This window comes from Hydrogenovibrio crunogenus (assembly GCF_004786015.1).
GTDB lineage: Bacteria > Pseudomonadota > Gammaproteobacteria > Thiomicrospirales > Thiomicrospiraceae > Hydrogenovibrio > Hydrogenovibrio crunogenus.
This window is the reverse complement of sequence record NZ_CP032096.1, coordinates 910944-927043: the sequence shown is the minus strand read 5'-3', so window position 1 is coordinate 927043 and position 16100 is coordinate 910944. Positions and strand designations below refer to the sequence as shown.

Below are 16100 nucleotides of genomic sequence, written 5' to 3'. Positions count from 1 at the left end.
TTTAAACCTAAATTTTATTGGGGGCATTTTACGCACTTAACAAACAACTTATTATTGCTTGTCGTAAATGCTACAACCGTGATCAATATAATGACGGAATTCATGTTCGTAATGTTCTAACGCACTGGTTAAACCAATCGTTGCTGCATCACCTAAACCACAAATAACACGCCCCATAATTTTGCCCGAGACATCTTTCAAGGCTTCGATATCTTCAGGACGTCCTTTACCAGAACGAATTCTTTTCAAGACACGGTATAACCAACCAGTCCCTTCACGACAAGGAGTGCATTGACCACACGACTCGTCCCAGTAAAAATGACTGAGGTTTTCCATGACTTTTACAATATCTGTTTGGTCATCCATAATGATGACCGATCCCGCACCCAGGAATGAACCGGCTTTTGCAATCGAATCATAATCCATGTTCATTGCCATTGCTTTTTCCGCAGGGAGAATGGCTGTTGAGGCACCACCGGGAATAACCGCTTTTAATTCACGTCCTTTCCAGATACCACCTGCCAACTCTAATAAGTCTTTAAATGGGGTTCCCATACGGACTTCAAAGTTGCCTGGATTGTTGACATGCCCCGATACGGAGTAACATTTCGTTCCACCCGCATTCGGCACACCCAAATCACAGAACCAATCACCACCTTTTGCAAGAATCATTGGAATTGAAGCCAACGTCTCAGTGTTATTAATCGTGGTTGGCTTACCATATAGGCCATAGCTGGCAGGGAAAGGCGGCTTAAATCTTGGTTGACCTTTCTTGCCTTCTAGTGACTCAATCAATGCCGTCTCTTCACCACAAATATAAGCCCCAGCACCTAAGTGTGTGAACAGATCAAAATCATAGCCTGATCCTAAAATATTCTTACCTAATAAACCAGCTTTTCGAGCTTGATCAATTGCTCCTTGGAAGCGCTGATAAGGTTCCCAGAACTCACCTCGAATATAGTTATAACCAGCACAAGCACCAATCACATAACCGGCAATCATCATACCTTCCACTAAGGCATGTGGGTTATAACGTAGAATATCTCTGTCTTTAAACGTGCCTGGTTCCCCTTCATCGGAGTTACAGACAATATATTTCGGGCCAGGTGCGGCACGGTTCATAAAGCTCCACTTCAGCCCTGTTGGGAAGCCAGCTCCACCGCGCCCACGAATATTCGACGTTTTCACTTCGTCAATGATTTCTTGAGGTGACATTTCACCTGCTAATACTTTTTTCCAGACTTCGTAACCACCGTTGGCGATATAAGTTTCAATATCCCACGAGTTGTCCAGGTGGTTTAAACGGAAACAGTTTTCATTTTGATGAACCATTCGATTACTCCAACCCGTCTAAAATTTCGTCAACAGAAGCTTCTGTTAAGTTTTCATAATATGTCTTACCGATTTGCATCATGGGAGCACCACCACAGGCGCCTAAACATTCAACCTTCTTAATCGAAAAGCGTCCATCTTCTGTCACTTCACCCGGCTTGATGTTCAATTTCTTTTCCATATGAGCCAGAATCTCATCATTGCCTCGTAACATACAAGAGATGCTGTTACACAAACAAATCTTATGCTTTCCGACTGGTTCATGCTCATAGTTGCCATAAAAAGTTGCGACTTCATAAACGGCAATAGGCGGCATCTCAAGATAATCAGCAATCTGATCCATCAATTCTGTTGTCAAATGCCCTCCGTTTGTTTCTTGAACAATACGTAAAGCAGCCATAACAGCTGATTGCTTTTGATCATCTGGGTAACGAGCTACCCAGCGATCAATGCGTTCTTTAACAGACCCTTGAATGATGTTTTCTACAGTTGAGCTCATCGGTCAACCTCCCCAAATACGATGTCTTGTGTTCCGATAATGGCCACTACGTCAGCAATCATATGCCCCTTGGCCATTTCATCTAAAGAGGCCAAATGAGCAAAGCCTGGTGCTCTGACTTTCAGACGGTATGGTTTATTTGCACCATCCGATACCATATAAATACCAAACTCACCTTTAGGATGCTCAACCGCAGTATAAGACTCCCCTTCTGGTACAGAATACCCTTCTGTAAACAGTTTAAAATGGTGAATCAAGGCCTCCATGTTAGATTTAGCATCTTCACGTGAAGGCGGAGTGACCTTATGATCATCCGAAATAACCGGGCCTGGGTTTTCTTTTAACCATTTCACACATTGTTTGATAATTTTGTTGGATTCACGCATTTCAGCCACGCGAACCAAATAACGATCATAACAGTCACCTGTTGCACCGACTGGAATGTCAAAATCCAATTTATCGTAAACTTCATAAGGTTGTTTCTTACGTAAATCCCATGCAATGCCTGAACCACGCAACATTGGCCCTGTAAACCCTAATTGCAACGCTCTTTCTGGTGAAACGATTCCGATATCAACCGTTCTTTGTTTCCAAATACGGTTATCCGTCAACAATGTTTCATATTCATCAACATAACCAGGGAAACGCTCAGTAAAGGCTTCAATAAAATCCAGCAAGGACCCTTCTCGTGTTTCATTCAACTGGTCTAGTTTTTTACCAGAATGCCACTTTGACTCTTCATACTTAGTCATGCTCTCTGGTAAGTCACGATACACGCCACCTGGACGATAGTAGGTTGCATGCATACGTGCACCGGAAACTGCTTCATAACAATCCATCAAGTCTTCACGTTCTCTAAACGCGTATAAGAAGACAGTCATGGCTCCAATATCTAGGGCATGTGCACCTAACCACATCAAGTGGTTCAAAATTCGGGTAATTTCATCAAACATGACTCGAATATATTGGGCACGCTCTGGTACTTCAATGCCTAACATTTTTTCAATGCCCATAACATAAGCATGCTCATTGGCCATCATCGAGACATAGTCCAAACGATCCATATAACCAATTGAATGATTGTATGGCTTATATTCAGCTAATTTTTCAGTTCCACGGTGCAATAACCCGATATGCGGATCAGAGCGAACGATGGTTTCCCCATCCAGTTCCAAAACCAAACGCAACACACCATGCGCGGAAGGATGCTGCGGACCAAAATTCAGGGTATAGTTACGAATTTCTGACATAATTATTCTCTACTTATCCTTTTGGCTCTACATCATTACGAATGACGCGAGGAACATTCACTCGATTCTCAATCGTGACAGGTTCATAAACAACACGACCCTTTTCAGCGTCATAACGCATTTCAACATGCCCAGTTAAAGGGAAGTCTTTTCGTAATGGATGTCCAACAAAACCATAATCTGTCAAAATTCGACGTAAATCAGGGTGACCATTGAACAAAATACCAAATAAATCAAACGCCTCACGTTCAAACCAGTCTGCGCAGTTCCAGACAGAAACAACAGAATCAACCATTGGCATTTGAGTGTCTTCAGGAAAAACTTTCACTCGGACACGACGGTTATTCTCAACCGATAATAAGTGATACACCACAGCAAAACGGCGAGGAATATTGGTATCGGATTCATTATCTTCTTCTGCAAAATCAAAGACACCTCGGCTAAATCCAGAGTTGGCGGCTTTGCGCGTTTCCCACGTTACATCACCGTAAGCTAGATAATCCACACCACAGACATCAATGAGTTGATCAAACCCTAGCTTTTCTTTCAGTTTTGTAAGCGCCGATAAAGACTGTTCTGGAGCTAGCTCCACTGTTAATTCATCAAGCTTGATATCCGAGACAACAATTGCATCGCCCAGTGTTTCTTGAATCGTCGCTTGTAAATCTAAAACAGATTGTTTCATAAACTTTTCCCGCTCTGCTTGACGTTATCGCGCAATGGTATTTGTGCGTTTAATTTTGTTTTGTAACTGGATGATGCCATACAACAAAGCTTCCGCTGTTGGAGGACACCCTGGTACGTAGACATCTACGGGGACAATGCGATCACAGCCTCTGACTACAGAGTATGAATAATGGTAATATCCTCCACCATTCGCACATGATCCCATTGAGATAACCCATCTTGGCTCAGCCATTTGGTCGTAAACTTTTCGTAATGCAGGTGCCATCTTATTCACTAATGTGCCCGCAACGATCATGACATCCGATTGCCTAGGACTCGGTCTGAAAATAATACCAAAACGATCCAAGTCGTACCTAGAGGCACCAGCATGCATCATTTCAACTGCACAACAAGCTAAACCGAAGGTCATTGGCCACAGCGAACCCGTACGCGCCCAGTTAATTAATTTATCAGCTGAAGTAGTGACAACCCCTTCCTTTAAAACGCCTTCTATTCCCATTCCAGCGCTCCTTTTTTCCACTCATAAATAAAACCGACAACTAACAATGTTAGAAAAACTCCCATAGCCAGCAAACCAAATGTACCGACTTCTTCTAATGCAACCGCCCATGGAAATAGAAAAGCAATTTCTAAATCAAAAATAATGAACAAAATTGCGACTAGGTAAAACCGTACATCGAACTTCATTCTGGAGTCTTCAAATGCTTCAAAACCACACTCATAGGGTGAAAGTTTTTCAGAATCCGGTCTTTGTGGACCCAGTAAGTAACCTACTAAAATAGGCCCCACTCCAAAAAGAATCCCAAGTACGACAAATACTAGGATAGGTAAGTAATTTTCTAGCATAGGTTTCAAGCCTCTTCTCGTTCAGAGTTTTGACTCTGACACTTTTAGCAGTTGTTTTACAACCACCAGATCAACAGTTAGCAAAATGCTATTTTAATATGGTGCCGATGGCCGGAGTTGAACCGGCACGGCTTACGCCACTACCCCCTCAAGATAGCGTGTCTACCAATTCCACCACATCGGCAAATTCTTTTTTCAGCTTATTAGTTCGGCACCACTGGCTCATTGGTATCTGAATCAGTCGCTTTCTGCTCTGCAGCAGGCTTTTGAACCACACTCTGATACCCTTTCGCTTGTTGAGCACCTAAATAAGCAAGAGCCAAACTCGTTATAAAGAAAATAACTGCGACTACAGAAGTCATTTTCAACATAAAGTTATTAGACCCACTACTTCCAAATACGGATTGCGAGGAACCACCACCAAAGTTAGCGCCAGCATCAGCGCCTTTACCTTGCTGTAGCAACACCAACACAATCAGAATAAATGCGATGACTAAGTGAATAGCCAGAATAATTTGAAACATTTTATTGCTCTCCTGCAGCCTGACATATTGCGATAAAGTCATCTGCATTTAATGAAGCACCACCAATCAATCCACCATCGATATCTGGCTGACTAAATAATTCAGAAGCATTATTAGGTTTAACACTTCCACCGTATTGAATAATGACCTTTTCAGCAACGGAAGGATTCAACTTCGCTAGTTGCCCACGAATAAAAGCATGAACATCTTGTGCTTGTTGCGCACTGGCTGTTTTCCCAGTTCCAATTGCCCATACAGGCTCGTAAGCAATCACAACATTTGAAAACTGATCAATACCTACTTCCGCAACAGCCGCATCTAACTGCTGTGAAATAACCGACTCAAGCTGACCTGACTCACGTTCTTCAAGCGTTTCACCCACACATAAAATAGGCGTTAACCCAGAAGTTAATGCAGTCTTAACTTTGGCTGCGATTTCTTGATCAGTTTCGCCATAAATAGCTCGACGTTCTGAATGCCCAAGAATGACATATTGGCACCCAACATCTTTTAACATCGCAGCGGATGTCTCACCGGTATAAGCACCTTGCATAGGCTCAACCGCCATATTTTGACCACCTAATGCAATGTTATCTACCATTAAACAGTTTTTTGTATAATCAAGATAAACTGCAGGCGGACATACCGCTACCAACACATCCCCAACACTGTCTGCTTTCGCATTCAACCCAGTCACAAGTGTTTTAATGGAGGCTTTATCACCATGCATTTTCCAATTACCAGCAACAAATAACTGTCTCATTCTGTTTAGTCTCCGACGCAAAATTCCGCCTATATTAGCGGTTTCTTTTTAAAAAAACAATCTTGACAATGTTAACAAAATTCTGTTTTAACCAGTTCAACCAGGCTTTTCACTTCTGATTCGATCATTGATCTAGTGTCACCTTCTACCATCACCCGAATAAGAGGCTCGGTGCCTGAAGCCCGAATCAGCACTCTACCCTTGCCATCCATACGATCTTCTGAAGCTTGCACGGCTTTTTTCAATGCAACATTAGTGTCTAAACCAGCTTTGCTTTCAACTCTAACATTCTGCAAAATTTGTGGGTATTTTGTCATCCCTTGTCGTAATTCAGTTAACGTTTTACCCGAATTAACCATAATCGAAACCACTTGAAGGGCTGCAACAATACCATCTCCAGTTGTTGTTTTATTTAAACACAACACATGGCCTGAGGATTCTGCACCTAAAACCCACCCTTTTTCGCGAAGCGCTTCCATAACATAACGATCCCCAACTTGGGTTCGAATCAATTCAATATCTTTTTCTTTCAGGGCGACTTCTAATCCTAAATTACTCATCAAAGTTCCTGCCACACCTTTTACAGGAAGAGTCGTGCCTGTAGCGAGGATATATAGAATCTCATCACCATCAACCACTTCCCCTTGAGCGTCCACCATCATAACGCGGTCACCATCGCCATCAAATGCAATACCAAAGTCAGCCTTTTCTGCCACAACTCGTGCTTGAAGTTGTGCTAAGTCTGTCGCTCCACAGTTTTGATTAATATTAATACCGTCTGGCTCTACACCAATCGCAACCACTTCAGCACCCAGTTCTTTAAATACCATTGGCGCAATATGATAGGTAGCGCCCTGTGCGCAATCTAAAACAATCTTGAACCCGTCTAGTTTTTTGGCACCTTCATATGTACTTTTACAAAATTCGATATAACGACCAGCTGCATCATCAATTCGTTTGGCTCGCCCTAAATTTGAAGAAGGAACGATGCTCAAGTCTTGCTCATATGCTGCTTCGATTTCATGTTCTATCGCATCTGAAATTTTTTGACCCTTCGTTGAAAAAAACTTGATGCCATTATCACAATGCGGATTATGCGATGCACTAATGACAATGCCGGCATCGGCATGGAATGTTTGCGTTAAGTAAGCAACAGCAGGTGTTGGCATAGGACCAAGCAACATAACATCAACGCCTGCTGCAATAAAGCCAGCTTCTAGAGCTGATTCAAACATATAACCTGAGATGCGAGTATCTTTACCAATCATCACCACCGACTCTCCGTGGTCTTTGATAACTTTTCCTGTGGCCCAACCGAGCTTTAAAATTTTATCTGGGCAAATCAAGCCTTTACCAACTTGATCTCGAATCCCATCCGTTCCAAAATATTTTTTTTCTTTTTTCATTTTTCGACCTTTCTAAAAAAGGGTTAAAGCAAAGCCATCGCAACTTTCATTGCTTGCATTGTTTCTTTGACATCATGCACTCTTAAAACCTTAGCACCTTTCAGAGTTGCTAATACGGCGGCAGAAACGCTTCCAACGACTCGCTCTTCAACAGGCACACCACCTAAAAGTTCACCAATCATCGTTTTTCGCGACACCCCAACAAGAAGCGGGTATTGTAATTCAGAAAACCCTTCTAAATTTTCAAAAAGCTCAATATTATGGTGTAATTTTTTACCAAAACCAAAACCTGGATCAATCACAATATTTTCAGGCTGAATGCCTGCTTCTAAACAGTGCGCGCTTTGTCTAGATAAAAACTGATAAACATCTTCAAAAACACCTTCTTTATATTCAGGCGAGTGTTGCATATCTTTTGGCATCCCCTGCTTGTGCATTAAACAAGCCATAACACCGGATTCTCGCACAATTTCAATCGCACCGTCGGCCTGCAAGGCATTCACATCGTTAATCATATCGATCGTTAGTTTGGTGGATTCTTTCATCACCTCAGGTTTATAGGTATCAATGGAAATATAAGCATCCGAAACAGCTTTCACTGCTTCAATCGCAGGTAAAACGCGATCTAATTCTTCTTGCAAGCTGACTATTTTTGCACCAGGCCTGGTTGATTCTCCACCAATATCAACAATGTCTGCTCCAGCATTCGACATTTTTTCTACTTGTCGCTTTATAGCGTCCATTGAATTGAATTTCCCACCATCGGAAAAAGAATCTGGCGTGACATTCAAAATGCCCATTATTAATGGGTGATCTAATGTTGGATCATGTAATTTATCAGTTAATCTCACTTAACTTTCCCCATAAAAAAAACCCCATTCAAGGGGTTTTATATCGAATCAACCAACAGGTTAGTGTAACTTTGGCTCACCATTCTCAACCGAATCATCTGAACTCAAATCTGTTTTTGTATCGGATGCAGAAGAAGCATCAACCTCTGCACCCGTTTGAGCTGTACCATCATGATCATCAGAGCGATCTTCCCAGTCCTTAGGCTGACCAGGTTCTTCACCTGCCATCAATTTTTTAATTTGTTCAGAATCAATGGTTTCATACTGCAACAATGCTGCTGACATTGCATGCAGTATCGAAATATTATCCGTTAAGATTTTTTCTGCCCTTTTATAATTACGATCAATAAAGTGGCGCATTTCTATGTCAATTTCATTTGAAATCTCACTTGAAACATTGGCATTTCGAGACGTACCCATCAAAGAACCATTATCCTCTTCTTCATACATGAGAGGACCTAGCTTTTCGGACAAGCCCCATTTTGTCACCATATTGCGCGCAATCTGAGTGGCTCTCATAATATCGTTACTTGCACCCGTGGTTACCGCTTCCTTACCAAAGATCATCTCTTCGGCAATACGACCACCATACAAACTCGATAACTGACTTTCTAGCTTACGTTTACTGTAACTATAAGAGTCTTCTTCCGGTAAATACATCGTCACACCAAGCGCTCGGCCACGAGGCATAATACTGACTTTGTAAACTGGATCGTGCTCCGGTACTAAATACCCCACAATCGCATGTCCAGCTTCATGATAAGCAGTCAGCTTACGCTCTTCTTCACTCATGACCATACTCTTACGCTCAACACCCATCAATATCTTATCTTTAGCTTTTTCAAAGTGTTTCTGCGTAACTAAACGGTCATTATTTCTGGCGGCAAACAACGCTGCTTCATTTACCAGATTGGCCAGATCAGCCCCTGAAAAACCTGGCGTTCCTCGCGCTATCAGGGCTGGCTTCACATCATCCGCCAAAGGTACTTTACGCATATGTACTTTTAAAATTTGCTCACGACCACGAACATCCGGCAACCCAACAGTGACTTGTCGGTCAAAACGACCTGGGCGCAATAATGCCGGATCAAGTACATCTGCACGGTTTGTCGCAGCAATAACGATGACGCCTTCATTACCTTCAAACCCATCCATCTCAACCAACATCTGGTTTAATGTCTGCTCTCGTTCATCGTTACCACCGCCCATTCCGGCACCACGGCTTCGACCCACAGCATCGATCTCATCAATAAAGATAATACAAGGAGAGTGTGCTTTCGCCTGTTCAAACATATCTCTCACACGAGAAGCACCGACCCCGACGAACATTTCAACGAAATCAGACCCAGAAATACTAAAGAAAGGGACTTTCGCTTCACCAGCAATGGCTTTTGCTAATAAAGTTTTACCTGTCCCCGGAGGTCCGACCATCAAAACACCACGCGGAATATTTCCCCCTAAATTCTGGTATTTTTCAGGGTCTCTCAAGAAATCAACAATTTCACCCACTTCTTCTTTGGCTTCATCGGCACCAGCAACATCATCCAAAGTCACTTTGACCTGATCATCACTCAACATTCTGGCCTTACTTTTACCAAAGGACATAGGGCCGCCTTTGCCTCCCATTCCGCCACTCATTGAGCGCATGAAGAAAATCCAAATGGCAATCAGTAGCAACATCGGGAACCAAGAAATAAAGATTTGCATCAAAACACTTTGTTTTTCAGGTGGGCGCGCAACAACCTTGACATTATTATTCAATAAGTCACCCATCAATCCTGCATCACCCGGATTATAGGTAGTAAATGCTTTTCCATCGGTATAAACCCCATGGATAGTACCACCTTCTATAGATACTTGACTGACAGAGCCATCTCGTACACGGTCGATAAAGTCGGAATAGGCAAGTTGTGAACTTCCCCCCATTTTCTGACCACTGAAATGGTTGAAGATCGACAACATGACAGTCGCCACCACAGTCCAAATCAAAATATTTTTCAACATATCATTTTTCATAATTCACCTTCGGAATCATCTATATTCTATTTTTGTATTTATGTAGATAACTTTACCACAAAAACATATTAATATTCTTTATACATAAACACAGAAATCGTATTTTTTCTGCGTATCTAAGCGGAATTACTCAGTTCTTAAACCCTCTTAGATTAAGCTTTTTTACCTCGCGCTAGCAGATAAATCTCCTTGCTTCTAGGGCGTGATGCTTTAGGTTTTCGCGTGAATACCTTTTGATATTTTTCATGCAAGTTTTTTAATAGTTGATCATAGCCTTCGCCTTGAAAAACTTTCATTAGTAAATCGCCATTGGGCTTGAGAACCTGATCTGCCAAGTCAACGCATAACTCTACTAAATACATTGCTCTTGGAATATCGACCCCTTTATTGCCTGTCATATTCGGTGCCATATCAGACATCACCAAGTCAACTTCTCGTCCATCCAAAGCGTCTAACAAGGACTGGTAAACATCGTCTTCCTGAAAATCTCCTTGAATAAAGGTCACACCAGCAAACGGCTCAACCGGTAAAATATCCAATGCAAAGACACGCCCTTCATCACCTGTCTGGTGAGTGGTCCATTGCGACCATCCTCCTGGCGCAGCCCCTAAATCGATAACAGTCATCCCCTTGGAAAACAACCGGTCCTTTTCATCGATCTCTTGTAACTTATAAATCGCACGAGAACGCCAGCCGTCCTGTTTCGCCTTATTTACATAATAGTCGTCAAAATGCTCTTTTAGCCATCCTGCACTTGATTTACTTCTTGCCATTCGTTTTAAATCACTTTTTCTTATAGAATATATATGCTTAAATGAGCGACTTAAAAGGAAGCACTCATAAAACAGCTTCTTTTCTATCCCAGTAATGAGATGAGAATACATTTTCAAACAGACTTGTTTAAAAAACACGTCTGTTCGATACTTCATAATAATAAGTTTTGGAAAATCAATGTCACAAAGCAAAAAACTTTCTAAAAACCAGATCAAATTCTTAAAAGGAATTGCACATGGTTTAAATCCCATCATTATCATCGGCGCTAATGGCGTCACTGACAGCTTAATGGAAGAACTTGAAAAAACGTTAGAGCACCATGAGCTACTTAAGATTAAAATGGCTTCGGCTGAAAGATCTGATCGAAAAGAAATTATCGATTATATTTTGCAAAACACGGGCGCACAACTGGTTCAATCGATTGGTAAAACCGTTGTCATTTTCCGGCCAAGTGAAGAGTCTGAGCTTCAACTACCAAAGTAGTGATCAATCCCTGTCTTATTTTTCTTGAAGATAAGACAGGGGATTTCTATACAAGCTGACTTAACCCTCTCTCCAAGTCTGCTTTAATGTCTTCAACGCTTTCCAGCCCGACAGACACCCTTAATAAGTTATCGGTAATACCAGATTTGGCGCGCTCTTCCGGACTGATTCGTCCATGAGTTGTCGTGGCAGGATGAGTGATACTGGTTTTCACATCCCCTAAATTTGCCGTAATAGACACCATTTTAGTCGCATCAATCACCTTCCAAGCCTCCTGCTGACCACCTTTCACTCGGAAAGAAAGTAGTCCACCCGCGCCAGTCTGCTGGCGTTTAGCCAACGCATACTGGGGATGTGAAGATAACCCCGGATAAAAAACACCTTCTACCGCGTCATGCTGATTTAACCATTCTGCTAGCTGCTGAGCTCGCTGACAATGTGCCTCCATTCGAATAGACAAGGTTTCCAACCCTTTTAAAAACACCCAAGCATTAAACGTACTCATGGTTGGACCTGCTGTACGCAGGAACCCTCTGACCGCTTCTTCAACAATCGCTTCAGATCCGACTACGGCCCCCCCTATGACTCGCCCTTGTCCATCCAAAAACTTCGTTGCTGAATGAATGACAATATCTGCACCTAATGTCAGTGGTTTCTGTAACGCAGGTGTACAAAAGCAATTATCCACTACCAAAAGCGCGTCATTTTGATGAGCTAACGCTGCCAGTGCTGTAATATCTGCTACTTCCGTTAGGGGGTTTGATGGACTTTCCAAAAACAAGGCTTTGGTATTCGGTTGAATCGCCTGTTGCCAGTCTGTTAAATCCGTTTGAGAAACAAAGGTAATTTCGACACCGAATTTTTTTAAATACTTATTAAACAGGACTTGCGTGGTGCCGAAAACGCTTTGCGAAGAAACGATATGATCTCCCGATTCCAACAATCCCATAAAGGTCGATAAAATCGCTGACATGCCTGAAGCGGTTGCAACACAAGCCTCTCCTTGCTCAAGAGCTGCTAAGCGTTTTTCAAATGTTCTGACCGTCGGGTTCGTAAAACGAGAGTAAACATTTCCTTGCTCAACCCCACCAAAACGGTCAGCAGCTTGCTGGGCCGATTGATAACGGAAGCTTGACGTTGGAAAGATCGCTTCTGAATTTTCTTGCTCATGGGTTTGCTCGTAACCTGCACGAATCGCTAGGGTCTCGAGCTCATACAACTCAATTTCATTATCCGCCATTATAAATTCCTACTGGCTCCTGCCCTACTTTTTTCTGTTTTGATTGAGCATCATCATTTCGTGTTTTATCCAGTGAATCCAAATATTCTTGCGTAATGTCGCCTGTCACATAACACCCACTGAAACAGGATGTATCAAATTCTTTAATCGATTTATTTCCTTGCCATACTGCTTCAATCAAATCATCTAAATCTTGATAGAACAGTTTGTCGGCACCAATATAGTCGGCAATCTCGTCAATTTCACGACCATTAGCGACCAATTCAGAAGCACTAGGCATATCAATTCCGTACACATATGGGTAACGAACCGCTGGTGCAGCTGAAGCAAAATACACTTTTTTAGCGCCTGCATCTCGCGCCATTTGTACAATCTCACCCGATGTTGTGCCTCGAACAATCGAATCATCGACCAATAGAATATTTTTTCCTTCAAACTCTAAGGTCACTGGGTTTAATTTCTGGCGCACAGATTTCTTGCGCTGTTTTTGCCCAGGCATAATAAAAGTACGGCCGATATATCGATTCTTTATAAATCCTTCACGGTAAGGCTTACCGAGTTTATCAGCTAATTGTAACGCCGATGTACGACTGGTATCAGGAATTGGCATAACCACATCAATATCATTATCAGGCCAATCGCGCATAATCTGTTCAGCCAGTTTTTCTCCCATTCGTAACCGTGATTTATAAACGGAAATATCATCAATCATCGAATCAGGGCGAGCAAAATACACAAATTCAAAAATACATGGACTGTATTGCGGATTGTCGGCACACTGCTTAAACTGGACGGTTCCCTGCTCGGTCAAAACAACCGCTTCACCTGGTTCCAAATCTTTCAGTAATTCAAAACCGGCCGCATCCAGTGCCACACTTTCGGAGGCCACCATGTAGTCGATACCGGCCGGTGTTTCTCTTTTCCCAACAACAATTGGTCTGAGCGCAAACGGATCACGAAATGCAAACAGTCCCGTACTTGGAATGATACCCACTGCGGCATATCCGCCTCTTGCGCGCTTGTGAACACGATGAATTGCATTAAAGATATCTTCTGGCTCGATAAATAATTTCTTTTGCTGCATCAACTCGTGAGCAAAAATATTAAGCAACACCTCAGAATCGGAATTAGTGTTCAGATGGCGTAAATCCTGCTCATAAATTTCTTTACTAAGCTGCTCGGCATTGGTGATATTACCATTGTGCCCCATGGCAATCCCATAAGGAGAGTTCACATAGAACGGCTGAGCTTCTGCACTTGAAGCCGATCCTGCGGTTGGGTAACGTACATGACCAATCCCCATGTTGCCACGTAAATCTCTCATATGACGTGTACGAAAGACGTCTTTCACCATCCCATTATCTTTGCGTTGGTATAAACGGCCGTTATCACAAGTTACGATACCCGCCGCATCTTGTCCGCGATGCTGCAAAACAGTCAAGGCATCATAAATTTCTTGATTAACAGGTGAATTTGATACGATTCCAACGATCCCACACATGGTGATACTTCTCCGATTTCTTTACCCAGCTTTAACGGTTAAGCGATTTGGGTGATAGCTTAAACTTAACCAGTTCAGATTGAATTCGTAAAACTCGATCCAAACGTTGTTGATCTTTTACGGCTTCCTCCTTGGAAGCATAAGGCCCGACTCGTACAGAGTAATAATCATTTTCAGGAAAATGCTTAATAAAGGCTTCATAATCATATTTCAAGCGTTGCTGCAACGCTTCGGCCAATTCTTTTTTTCGATAAGCCACTAAACGAATAATCCATTCATACTGTTCAGCGCTTGCAGCTTGATGACCTGCAACACGACTTTGTTCAACAGGTGCATCAACTTTTTGTTGCACACCTGCATCCGTTTTTTGAGAAGTTGACGTAGCTTGCTCGTCAATTGAGTTGTTCAATTCTTTTTTGGCGGCTGTGTCATTTGTTTGATGCTCAGGCAAAACAAAAGGCTTTTCAATCAGCACCGACTTTTTAACAGCTGCTTCCTCTTGCTTGACCGGATCAAAATTCACTGGATTGCTGTACCAAATCGGCACAATAATCACCAACAACCCCAACCAAAAAATGGCGCCTGTTAAACGGTACTTCAGTGCCGTTTGATTTGATAATTCTTGATCGGATTCTAAATCAATCATTCTGAAAACAAGCCAATGTTTGTGAAACTGTAAAAAATGACCCCCAGACTAAAACATCTTTTTTCGATGTTTGACGATTATGCGCAACGGCCTCTGAAATATTAGAACATTTTACAATATTCTCAGGCAACACGCCCGATTGAAGTAGTACTCTTTCAAGCTTATCAATCGACAAGGCCCGAGGAACCCCCAAATCGGCAATAGACCATTTTTTAACATAAGGTTTAATGGCTTCAATCATAGGGGTTACATCTTTATCCTGCAACACAGAAAAGATGGCATCTGCCTGTATGGAGGCTTGTTTTAGATAATGTGCAAGAACCTCCGCTGCCTGCGGGTTATGCGCCACATCAATCAACCAGTTTTGATGATCTAATTGCATCTTTTGCAGGCGCCCCGGGTGCTTTACTTCGTTTAATCCCTGAGATAATTGATCAAAGGATACCGGAAGTTCAGCCTGCAGTGTCTCAATCAAAGCAACCACGCCTGACGCATTTTGAATTTGAAAGTCTCCTGAAAGTGCGGGTAATGCCAGAGTTTGATATACCAGTTGATTTTCAGAGTCTAAGAATGACCAGGCCTGGTTGTTTTTATGATAAAAGAAGTCTGTATCGAGTCTTTTTAAAGGCACATTATGCTGGCTTGCATACTTAACTAAGGTTTCCGGGATGTCATTATCGGAACAAACAGAGGGTTTTCCCGACCGCATAATGCCAGCTTTTTCCACTGCAATCTGGTTCCGATCACTGCCTAACCAATCTTCATGATCGATGCCAATCGCTGTAATCAAACTGGCATCGGCATCCACTAAATTAACCGCATCCAAACGTCCGCCCAACCCAACTTCCAACAGGATGACATCCAATGAATATTGAGCAAACACCCACAACGCTGCCAGCGTAGAAAATTCAAAATAGGTTAATTTGGTTTGCCCTCGCGCCGCTTCGATCTCGGCAAACGCTTGCACAATTTGCTGATCATCCGCTAAATGACCTTGAATCCGAATACGCTCATTGAAATGTAATAAATGCGGTGACGTATAAACCCCCACCTGATACCCAGCGGCTTCATAAATAGAGGCCAGCATTGCAATGCTCGACCCTTTTCCATTCGTTCCCGCGACAGAAATAACAACAGGGCTTGGAGAAGCCAGATTCATGGCCTCTGCAACCGATTTCACTCGATCGATTCCAAGGTCAATTTCATCTGCATGCAATGAAACTAACCAATCAATCCATTCGGTTAAAGACGTCGTCTCAGTGGGTTTCACTTAATTGAACTC

17 protein-coding genes and 1 tRNA gene are annotated in these 16100 nt (G+C 42.5%); 1 reads left to right on the top strand and 17 read right to left on the bottom strand.

The annotated features are described in order from the left end of the window. Window positions 1-51: 51 nt before the first annotated feature. The 13 genes from nuoF to rlmE form a co-directional block, all read right to left on the bottom strand. Window positions 52-1332 (bottom strand): NADH-quinone oxidoreductase subunit NuoF, encoded by a 1281-nt coding sequence (gene nuoF / locus GHNINEIG_RS04395; protein ID WP_135795517.1) that lies wholly within the window; start codon window positions 1330-1332, stop codon window positions 52-54. Between the two features lie 4 nt (window positions 1333-1336). Next, on the bottom strand, window positions 1337-1831 hold the full coding sequence (gene nuoE, locus GHNINEIG_RS04390; protein ID WP_135795516.1) for an NADH-quinone oxidoreductase subunit NuoE: 495 nt from the start codon (window positions 1829-1831) through the stop codon (window positions 1337-1339). Beyond that, window positions 1828-3081: an NADH-quinone oxidoreductase subunit D gene (locus tag GHNINEIG_RS04385; protein ID WP_135795515.1), complete on the bottom strand. Its 1254-nt coding sequence runs from the start codon at window positions 3079-3081 to the stop codon at window positions 1828-1830. The genes nuoE and GHNINEIG_RS04385 overlap by 4 nt, the downstream gene beginning before the upstream one ends. Before the next feature lie 13 nt (window positions 3082-3094). After that, window positions 3095-3766, bottom strand: coding sequence for an NADH-quinone oxidoreductase subunit C (locus GHNINEIG_RS04380; RefSeq protein ID WP_135795514.1), 672 nt, complete (start codon window positions 3764-3766; stop codon window positions 3095-3097). Between the two features lie 24 nt (window positions 3767-3790). Next, the gene (locus GHNINEIG_RS04375; protein ID WP_011370241.1) at window positions 3791-4267 is read right to left on the bottom strand and encodes a NuoB/complex I 20 kDa subunit family protein; all 477 of its coding nucleotides are present in this window, start codon (window positions 4265-4267) and stop codon (window positions 3791-3793) included. Next, on the bottom strand, window positions 4258-4614 hold the full coding sequence (locus GHNINEIG_RS04370; protein WP_135795513.1) for an NADH-quinone oxidoreductase subunit A: 357 nt from the start codon (window positions 4612-4614) through the stop codon (window positions 4258-4260). Before GHNINEIG_RS04370 ends, GHNINEIG_RS04375 begins: the two co-directional genes overlap by 10 nt. Window positions 4615-4713: 99 nt before the next feature. Continuing rightward, window positions 4714-4798: transfer RNA gene (locus GHNINEIG_RS04365), tRNA-Leu, on the bottom strand. A gap of 19 nt (window positions 4799-4817) precedes the next feature. Beyond that, window positions 4818-5138, bottom strand: coding sequence for a preprotein translocase subunit SecG (gene secG, locus GHNINEIG_RS04360; RefSeq protein ID WP_135795512.1), 321 nt, complete (start codon window positions 5136-5138; stop codon window positions 4818-4820). Between the two features lies 1 nt (window position 5139). After that, entirely contained in the window at window positions 5140-5901 is a 762-nt protein-coding gene (gene tpiA, locus GHNINEIG_RS04355; protein ID WP_135795511.1) for a triose-phosphate isomerase, read from the bottom strand. Window positions 5902-5972: 71 nt separating this feature from the next. Next, complete coding sequence (glmM, locus tag GHNINEIG_RS04350; RefSeq protein WP_135795510.1) at window positions 5973-7307, bottom strand: phosphoglucosamine mutase; 1335 nt, start codon at window positions 7305-7307, stop codon at window positions 5973-5975. A gap of 23 nt (window positions 7308-7330) precedes the next feature. Beyond that, window positions 7331-8158 (bottom strand): dihydropteroate synthase, encoded by an 828-nt coding sequence (gene folP / locus GHNINEIG_RS04345; protein WP_223260937.1) that lies wholly within the window; start codon window positions 8156-8158, stop codon window positions 7331-7333. A 60-nt stretch (window positions 8159-8218) separates the two neighbouring features. Beyond that, window positions 8219-10174, bottom strand: coding sequence for an ATP-dependent zinc metalloprotease FtsH (ftsH, locus tag GHNINEIG_RS04340; protein WP_135795509.1), 1956 nt, complete (start codon window positions 10172-10174; stop codon window positions 8219-8221). 152 nt (window positions 10175-10326) lie between these two features. Beyond that, the gene (gene rlmE / locus GHNINEIG_RS04335; RefSeq protein ID WP_135795508.1) at window positions 10327-10947 is read right to left on the bottom strand and encodes a 23S rRNA (uridine(2552)-2'-O)-methyltransferase RlmE; all 621 of its coding nucleotides are present in this window, start codon (window positions 10945-10947) and stop codon (window positions 10327-10329) included. Between the two features lie 178 nt (window positions 10948-11125). On the opposite strand from rlmE, the gene yhbY reads away from it, so the two are divergent. Continuing rightward, window positions 11126-11431: a ribosome assembly RNA-binding protein YhbY gene (gene yhbY, locus GHNINEIG_RS04330; RefSeq protein WP_135795507.1), complete on the top strand. Its 306-nt coding sequence runs from the start codon at window positions 11126-11128 to the stop codon at window positions 11429-11431. Between the two features lie 46 nt (window positions 11432-11477). On the opposite strand, the gene GHNINEIG_RS04325 is transcribed toward yhbY, so the two are convergent. The 4 genes from GHNINEIG_RS04325 to folC are packed head-to-tail and all read right to left on the bottom strand — an operon-like array spanning window position 11478 to window position 16088. After that, window positions 11478-12671: an O-succinylhomoserine sulfhydrylase gene (locus GHNINEIG_RS04325; RefSeq protein ID WP_135795506.1), complete on the bottom strand. Its 1194-nt coding sequence runs from the start codon at window positions 12669-12671 to the stop codon at window positions 11478-11480. Next, the gene (gene purF / locus GHNINEIG_RS04320) at window positions 12661-14172 is read right to left on the bottom strand and encodes an amidophosphoribosyltransferase (protein ID WP_135795505.1); all 1512 of its coding nucleotides are present in this window, start codon (window positions 14170-14172) and stop codon (window positions 12661-12663) included. The genes GHNINEIG_RS04325 and purF overlap by 11 nt, the downstream gene beginning before the upstream one ends. Before the next feature lie 31 nt (window positions 14173-14203). Further along, window positions 14204-14818 (bottom strand): SPOR domain-containing protein, encoded by a 615-nt coding sequence (locus GHNINEIG_RS04315; protein ID WP_135795504.1) that lies wholly within the window; start codon window positions 14816-14818, stop codon window positions 14204-14206. After that, entirely contained in the window at window positions 14811-16088 is a 1278-nt protein-coding gene (folC, locus tag GHNINEIG_RS04310; RefSeq protein WP_135795503.1) for a bifunctional tetrahydrofolate synthase/dihydrofolate synthase, read from the bottom strand. Before folC ends, GHNINEIG_RS04315 begins: the two co-directional genes overlap by 8 nt. Window positions 16089-16100 lie beyond the last annotated feature (12 nt).

Bases quoted from the DNA above. Each gene is read 5' to 3' on its own strand.
- nuoF (WP_135795517.1), bottom strand. From the start codon at position 1,332: ATGGTTCATCAAAATGAAAACTGTTTCCGTTTAAACCACCTGGACAAC.
- nuoE (WP_135795516.1), bottom strand. From the start codon at position 1,831: ATGAGCTCAACTGTAGAAAACATCATTCAAGGGTCTGTTAAAGAACGC.
- GHNINEIG_RS04385 (WP_135795515.1), bottom strand. From the start codon at position 3,081: ATGTCAGAAATTCGTAACTATACCCTGAATTTTGGTCCGCAGCATCCT.
- GHNINEIG_RS04380 (WP_135795514.1), bottom strand. From the start codon at position 3,766: ATGAAACAATCTGTTTTAGATTTACAAGCGACGATTCAAGAAACACTG.
- GHNINEIG_RS04375 (WP_011370241.1), bottom strand. From the start codon at position 4,267: ATGGGAATAGAAGGCGTTTTAAAGGAAGGGGTTGTCACTACTTCAGCT.
- GHNINEIG_RS04370 (WP_135795513.1), bottom strand. From the start codon at position 4,614: ATGCTAGAAAATTACTTACCTATCCTAGTATTTGTCGTACTTGGGATT.
- secG (WP_135795512.1), bottom strand. From the start codon at position 5,138: ATGTTTCAAATTATTCTGGCTATTCACTTAGTCATCGCATTTATTCTG.
- tpiA (WP_135795511.1), bottom strand. From the start codon at position 5,901: ATGAGACAGTTATTTGTTGCTGGTAATTGGAAAATGCATGGTGATAAA.
- glmM (WP_135795510.1), bottom strand. From the start codon at position 7,307: ATGAAAAAAGAAAAAAAATATTTTGGAACGGATGGGATTCGAGATCAA.
- ftsH (WP_135795509.1), bottom strand. From the start codon at position 10,174: ATGAAAAATGATATGTTGAAAAATATTTTGATTTGGACTGTGGTGGCG.
- rlmE (WP_135795508.1), bottom strand. From the start codon at position 10,947: ATGGCAAGAAGTAAATCAAGTGCAGGATGGCTAAAAGAGCATTTTGAC.
- yhbY (WP_135795507.1), top strand. From the start codon at position 11,126: ATGTCACAAAGCAAAAAACTTTCTAAAAACCAGATCAAATTCTTAAAA.
- GHNINEIG_RS04325 (WP_135795506.1), bottom strand. From the start codon at position 12,671: ATGGCGGATAATGAAATTGAGTTGTATGAGCTCGAGACCCTAGCGATT.
- purF (WP_135795505.1), bottom strand. From the start codon at position 14,172: ATGTGTGGGATCGTTGGAATCGTATCAAATTCACCTGTTAATCAAGAA.
- GHNINEIG_RS04315 (WP_135795504.1), bottom strand. From the start codon at position 14,818: ATGATTGATTTAGAATCCGATCAAGAATTATCAAATCAAACGGCACTG.